Here is a 6,000-nt window from a genome sequence, read left to right as displayed (position 1 = left end):
CTTTCCCCCATGCCGCGATTCATTCTCGCTCTCGATCAAGGCACTAGCTCGAGCCGGGCTATTGTGTTCGACCACGGTGGCCGGATCGTGGCGGCGGCGCAGCAGGAATTTCCACAGATATTGCCCGCGCCGGGCGCCGTCGAGCATGATCCGGAAGCGATTTGGAATTCGCAATTGGCCGTGGCTCGAGATGCGGTCGCTCGGGCTGGCGCGCAGCCGCGCGATCTGGCCGCCATCGGGATCACGAATCAGCGCGAGACGACGATTCTTTGGGATCGCGATTCGGGCCGGCCGATTGCCAACGCGATTGTCTGGCAAAGCCGGGTCACGGCGGCCGAGTGCGACCGGCTCAAGGCCGACGGGCTCGAGCCGCGGTTTCGAGAAAAAACGGGGCTCGTGGTCGATGCCTATTTTTCCGGCACGAAGATCAAGCATTTGTTGGACGCCGACGCCGCGCTGCGCCGCCGGGCCGAGGCCGGCGAAATTTTGTTCGGCACCGTCGATAGCTTTCTGATCTGGCGGCTCACCGGCGGCAAGCGGCATATCACCGACGTGAGCAATGCCAGCCGCACCCTTCTGTTCAACATCCACACGCTCGAATGGGACGACGAATTGCTCGGCCTGCTCGATGTTCCGCGCTGCATGCTGCCGGAGGTGTGTTCGTCGAGCGAAGTTTACGCGACGACAACCGCCGAGTGGTTCGGTGAAGAGGTGCCGATCGGCGGGTGCGCGGGCGATCAGCAAGCGGCCACGTTCGGCCAGGCGTGCTTCGCGGTCGGCAGCGCGAAGAACACTTATGGCACCGGCTGCTTTCTGCTGATGAACACGGGCGACCGGCCGGTCGCTTCGCATCATGGGCTGCTCACGACGGTCGGTTGGCGATTGAACGGCACGACCACCTATTGCCTCGAAGGTTCGGTGTTCGTCGCGGGGGCGGCGGTGCAATGGCTCCGCGACGGGCTGGGATTGATCGGCAGTTCGGCGGAAATCGAACGGCTTGGAGCCGAAGCGGAAGATTCAGGCGGCATTGTGTTCGTGCCCGCGCTCGTCGGCCTTGGTGCGCCGTATTGGGATCCGCATGCCCGGGGGGCGATTTTCGGGCTCACGCGTGGCACGACGGCGGCGCATTTAGCCCGGGCCACGGTTGAATCGATGGCGCTACAGTCGTGCGACGTGCTGCGCGCGATGCAGCAAGATGCCACGACGCCGCTCGTGGAGCTCAAAGCCGATGGCGGCGCGAGCGTGAACGATCGCCTATTGCAATTTCAGGCCGATCTGCTGGGATTGCCGGTGGTGCGGCCGGTGGTCACCGAAACAACGGCACTCGGAGCGGCGTATCTGGCGGGGTTGGCCGTCGGTTTCTGGAACGACACGGCCGATCTGGCAACGCATTGGTCGGCCGATCGGCGATTCGAGCCGACGATGCCGGAGGAAGAGCGCGAGCGGCGCTATCGGCAATGGCAGCGGGCCGTCGAGCGAACCCGCGGTTGGGCAGACGAACGCAGCCCACGCATGTCTTAGCCCGGGTTATTCATAGCCCGGGTTATTCATAATGCCAGGAATTCGCGACACGCTGCGAAATAGTGGCCCGAAGCGTTAGCGAGGGTAAGCCGCGGTGGCCTCCTCGCTTACGCTTCGGGCTCATGTGGCGCACTGAATAAACCGGGTTAGTGCATCGTGACTTGCGGGGGCGCCTCGGCTTGTCGCACTTCTTGTGCGTAGTGACGGGCGACTTCCGGGTTTTGAGCAAACTTGGCCAGGTTTTCCCCGCTCGAGAACAAGTAAATCCGATCGCCGAAAAATGTGCCGTACTGGCGAGTGCCTTGCACAAGACGGCCTTGATCGAACGCCACGACCGGATCATTCCCCGAGAGGGCCGGGCTATAGCGATCCGGATCGGCGAGAAATCGTTTTTGTTCGTCCGGCCCGACGAATAGATACACCGTTCCGCGATGCACCACGCCCCATCGTGGATCGCCCTGCACCCAGCAGCGCGGATCGCTCGGCGTTTCATGATGGCGCTCGATCAATGTCACCGGGCAATAGCCATCGAGCCCCAAGGGAGGCCGAGCCGGTAGCGCCGGCGAAGGCGCGGGTTGTGCAGCCGGCGGCGGCACCGGTTGTTGGGCCGTCGCTTGAGCGACGGGCGTCGGATCGGGCGGCACGGCGGGTGGTGAATTGCTGTAAGCCGGTGTTGCCGGGGGCGCGGCGGTGTAGTTCGTAGGGGCCGCTGGAGCAGGTGAATACGCCGGCGGACCGTAAGCCGTCGGACCGGGATCGGCGGGGCCGGGCAACGCGCCGGCTGGATTCGCGCCAGGGGGCGGAGAGTTGTTGGCATACATCGACGCCGCCGGCGGCGGCGTTGCGGGAACAGTCGGCGCTGGCGTGTAACTCGGCGGGCCGGCCATTGCGTACTCCGGCGGCGGCGCCGCGGCGCTATCGGCCGCACGCATCAATTGAGCGACGTAAAGCCGCGGGTCTTGTGGCGAAGAGATTTTTGCGATCAACCGGCCCGAGGGCGTGATGACGACGTCGGTTGGAATCGATTGAATTCCGTAAAGTCGCGAGGTAGCGGAATAGGCGTGGTCGTCTTCGTTGATCTTCACGGGAACGAACCGTCGCTCGAGCGCCGCTCCCACGCCAGGCTGAGGAAAGACATTATGTTCAAGCGCCCGGCACGGACCGCACCAGGGGGCCCAAAAGTGGATCAACACCAGCCGATGCGTTTGAATGGCCTCTTTCTCGGCCTCGTCGAGATTGAACCGCCAGTTCGGCCCGTCCTCGGCCGCGGCAGTGGCGCCCCAAGCAGAGGCGAGAAGCGCGAGGGCGGCGAGGGTTGTCAGCAGCCGGTGGATTTCCCGCATAGAAGAGGTCCCTTTTCCACCCGATGAAATGGATCGGCGCGATTGGAGCCTGATGATACGTCCCCATCCATATCGGCTAGGTGGCCAGGGCAAATTTCGTCAAAAGTAGCGAATGTTCGGCTTCTGCCGGATTTGCCGCCCTGTAATCGCTGCTAGCACGCAGCTGGTGAGTTTTGCGATGCTATCGCACCAAGCCGACCGTGGCCCCTTCCCAAGCCACTGCCAACATCCCAAAATCCGTTTGATACGCTCGGCCGAAAAATGCTTTCCATTCTTCAAACCCCGCACCTGGCCTCTGGCACAAGGGGAGAGGGAGGCTGTGGAAAAGCTGCTTTTCAGCCGGGCCATTAGCCTGCATTCGATGCCGTTGTCTCGTTCTGTCTCCTCACCTTAACCCTGAACCTCGCCTCCCCCATGGTCCGCACTCGTTTTGCTCCTAGTCCGACCGGTTATCTGCATATTGGCGGTGTCCGCACGGCCCTCTTCTGCTGGCTGTTTGCCCGGCGGAACGGTGGCCAATTTCTTCTGCGAATCGACGACACGGATGCGGAGCGCAACGTCGAGAGCGCACTCGCGCCGATTCTGCACGGCTTTCGCTGGCTGGGCATCGATTGGGACGAGGGGCCTGAGGTCGGCGGACCGCACGCGCCGTATTACCAATCGCAGCGATTGCCGCGCTATCAAACGGCCGTCGAAAAGTTGCTCGCGGCCGGATTGGCCTATCGCGACTATGCCACGACCGAAGAATTGCAAGCGGAACGCGAGACCGCGCAGCGCGAAAAGCGGCCGTTCCTCTACAGCCGCCGCTTCATGGCCGAAACCGAGGCCCAACAAAAGCATTTCGCAGCCCAGGGGCGGCAGCCGGTCGTGCGGCTCAAGATGCCGCGCCAGGGCACGCTCCATTTGCACGACCATATCCGCGGCGACGTCGATTTCGAATGGGCCAGAGAGCAAGACCACGTCGTGCAGCGCGCCGATGGCACGTGCCTGTATCATCTGGCCAGCGTGGTCGACGATTTCGATTTCGAAATCTCGCACGTGATCCGGGCGGAAGAACATCTCTCGAACACGCCGCGCCAAGTGTTCATCGCCCAATCGCTCGGCTATCCGCTTCCGGAATATGCTCACTTGCCGTTCGTCGCCGAGCCAGGGAGCCACAATAAGCTCAGCAAGCGGAAGCTCGATAAGTATCTGAAGAATCGCGATTTCGCGCAGGTGGCCGAGCATGGCTCGCGGATCGCCGCCGCGCTGGGGCTCCCGGCATCGGCCGACACCTTCAATCCGGTGATCGTAGATTTTTATGAGCAGGTCGGATACTTGCCGTCGGCGATTTTGAATTATCTGTTGCTATTGGGTTGGTCGCTCGACGATCGGCGTGAATTCTTCTCCCGCGACGAGATGATCGCGAACTTCACGCTCGAGCGGGTCACGCAGTCTCCGGCCAGCTTCGATCCCAAGAAACTTTGGGCTTTCGAAGATCACTACATGCAGCAGCTTCCCGCAGCCGAAAAGCTGAATAGGATGCTGCCCTATTTACAGCGAGCAAAACTGATTGCCGATCCGGCGCCGGCCGGCGACGTGACGCAGTTGGAGCGAATCATTGCGGCGTCGGGGGATCGGTTGAAAGTGGCCGGCGATATTTTGGCCTACGCCGATTTCTTTTTCGCGGCCGAGCCGGTCTACGATCCACAAGCCGTGGAAAAAACGCTGCGCAAACCTGGCGCGATCGAATTACTTGCAAAATTCAAAGAGCGGCTGGCAAGCATCGAGCCGTTCGACACCGCCTCGCTCGAAGCGGCGCTGCAGCAGTTCGTCGCCGCCGCGGGAGTGAAAATCGGCGACCTGATTCATCCGCTACGTGTGGCGGTCACCGGCAAGGCCGTCGGGCCGGGGCTCTACGATTGTCTGGCGATCCTCGGCCGCGAGCGGTGCATCACGCGAATCGAACGCGTCGTCGGCCGGCAGGCTGCAATGCGCGCCGCGGCCGCTCCATCGTAGCCGGCACACTCCGTGTGCCATCGGCACTCCGCGGTCCGCACAAGTGCAGGGCAGACGGCACACGGAGCGTGCCTGCGACTTAGGTCGCGGCCAAAGGCCGCGCTGTGGCTTGGTGGTTAGCAAAGCAGCTGGCAAAGTGGGCCGGATAAGACAGGGAGGCATGAACTCTAGTGCGGCAAGTTTTAGATCCGATTCCGCTGACGCGTTGACCCGTCCGGAAGCGGTCCGTTTGAAAGTCGGTAGGCTGCAATGTATCATCGCTCACTGAGATTTCCCGCCCACGACCTGGAGACCCGATGATGACCCGCCCCGCTGACTCGTTCATGTCGCGTTGCTTTTCGACAATTATCGTTCCGGTGCTGTCGGCGTCGCTCTTCTGCTTGGCGGGCCCGGCCCGGGCCGACGACGCCAAGCCGATCCGTGCCTTGTTCATTTGCGGCGGCTGCTGCCACGACTATGCCAAGCAAAAAGACATCATCACCAAAGGCATTTCGGCCCGGGCGAATGTCGAGTGGACCATTGCCTACGATCCGAACAGCTCGACGACCCATCTCAACCCCGTGTACGACAATCCCGATTGGTCGAAGGGCTACGACGTGATCGTGCACGACGAATGCTCGGCGGATGTCAAGGATCTGGCGACCATCGATCGGATTTTGAAGCCGCACCAAGAAGGTTTGCCGGGCGTAGTGCTGCATTGCGCGATGCACTGCTACCGTAGCGAAGGTTGGCCGAAGAAGATCACGCCCTGGTTCGAATTCACCGGTCTTCCGAGCACCGGCCATGGCGCTCAGTTGCCGATCGCGATCCATTTCACCGATTCCGAAAGCCCGATCACCAAGGGCATGAAGGATTGGACGACGATTCACGAAGAGCTTTACAACAACTCGATCGGCAAACCGCTCGACACCGCCCATCCGCTGGCGACGGGCGCCCAGGGAAGCAACAAGACGGTCGTCATTTGGACGAACGAATACAACGGCAAGTGCAAAGTGTTTGGCACCACGATCGGCCACAACAACGAGACGTGTGCCGATCCCCGTTATCTCGATCTGGTGACCCGCGGCCTATTGTGGTCGGTCGGCAAGCTGGATGATGCGCATCTGAAGGCCGAGAAGACGAGCGAGAAATAGTCTCG

The 6,000-nt window shown here is 61.9% G+C and carries 4 protein-coding genes; 3 read left to right on the top strand and 1 reads right to left on the bottom strand.

What is annotated here, in order from left to right:
- Window positions 1–9 precede the first annotated feature (9 nt).
- Window positions 10–1,521, top strand: a complete 1,512-nt coding sequence (gene glpK / locus VHX65_08060) for a glycerol kinase GlpK (GenBank protein ID HEX3998488.1) — start codon at window positions 10–12, stop codon at window positions 1,519–1,521.
- Between the two features lie 146 nt (window positions 1,522–1,667).
- Here the strand turns inward: glpK and VHX65_08055 are convergent, their stop codons facing one another.
- A complete protein-coding gene (locus tag VHX65_08055) occupies window positions 1,668–2,864 on the bottom strand; it encodes a thioredoxin family protein (GenBank protein ID HEX3998487.1) in 1,197 nt (398 codons plus the stop codon).
- A gap of 414 nt (window positions 2,865–3,278) precedes the next feature.
- On the opposite strand from VHX65_08055, the gene gltX reads away from it, so the two are divergent.
- Together gltX and VHX65_08045 are read left to right on the top strand one after the other, a co-directional pair.
- A complete protein-coding gene (gene gltX, locus VHX65_08050) occupies window positions 3,279–4,862 on the top strand; it encodes a glutamate--tRNA ligase (protein HEX3998486.1) in 1,584 nt (527 codons plus the stop codon).
- Between the two features lie 299 nt (window positions 4,863–5,161).
- Window positions 5,162–5,995, top strand: a complete 834-nt coding sequence (locus VHX65_08045; GenBank protein ID HEX3998485.1) for a ThuA domain-containing protein — start codon at window positions 5,162–5,164, stop codon at window positions 5,993–5,995.
- Window positions 5,996–6,000: the final 5 nt, after the last annotated feature.

The sequence above is a fragment of the Pirellulales bacterium genome, assembly GCA_036267355.1.
Lineage (GTDB): Bacteria > Planctomycetota > Planctomycetia > Pirellulales > DATAWG01 > DATAWG01.
Note: the sequence above shows the minus strand (reverse complement) of the source record. Positions and strands in the feature narration are given on the sequence as shown.

Bases quoted from the DNA above. Each gene is read 5' to 3' on its own strand.
- glpK (HEX3998488.1), top strand. From the start codon at position 10: ATGCCGCGATTCATTCTCGCTCTCGATCAAGGCACTAGCTCGAGCCGG.
- VHX65_08055 (HEX3998487.1), bottom strand. From the start codon at position 2,864: ATGCGGGAAATCCACCGGCTGCTGACAACCCTCGCCGCCCTCGCGCTT.
- gltX (HEX3998486.1), top strand. From the start codon at position 3,279: ATGGTCCGCACTCGTTTTGCTCCTAGTCCGACCGGTTATCTGCATATT.
- VHX65_08045 (HEX3998485.1), top strand. From the start codon at position 5,162: ATGACCCGCCCCGCTGACTCGTTCATGTCGCGTTGCTTTTCGACAATT.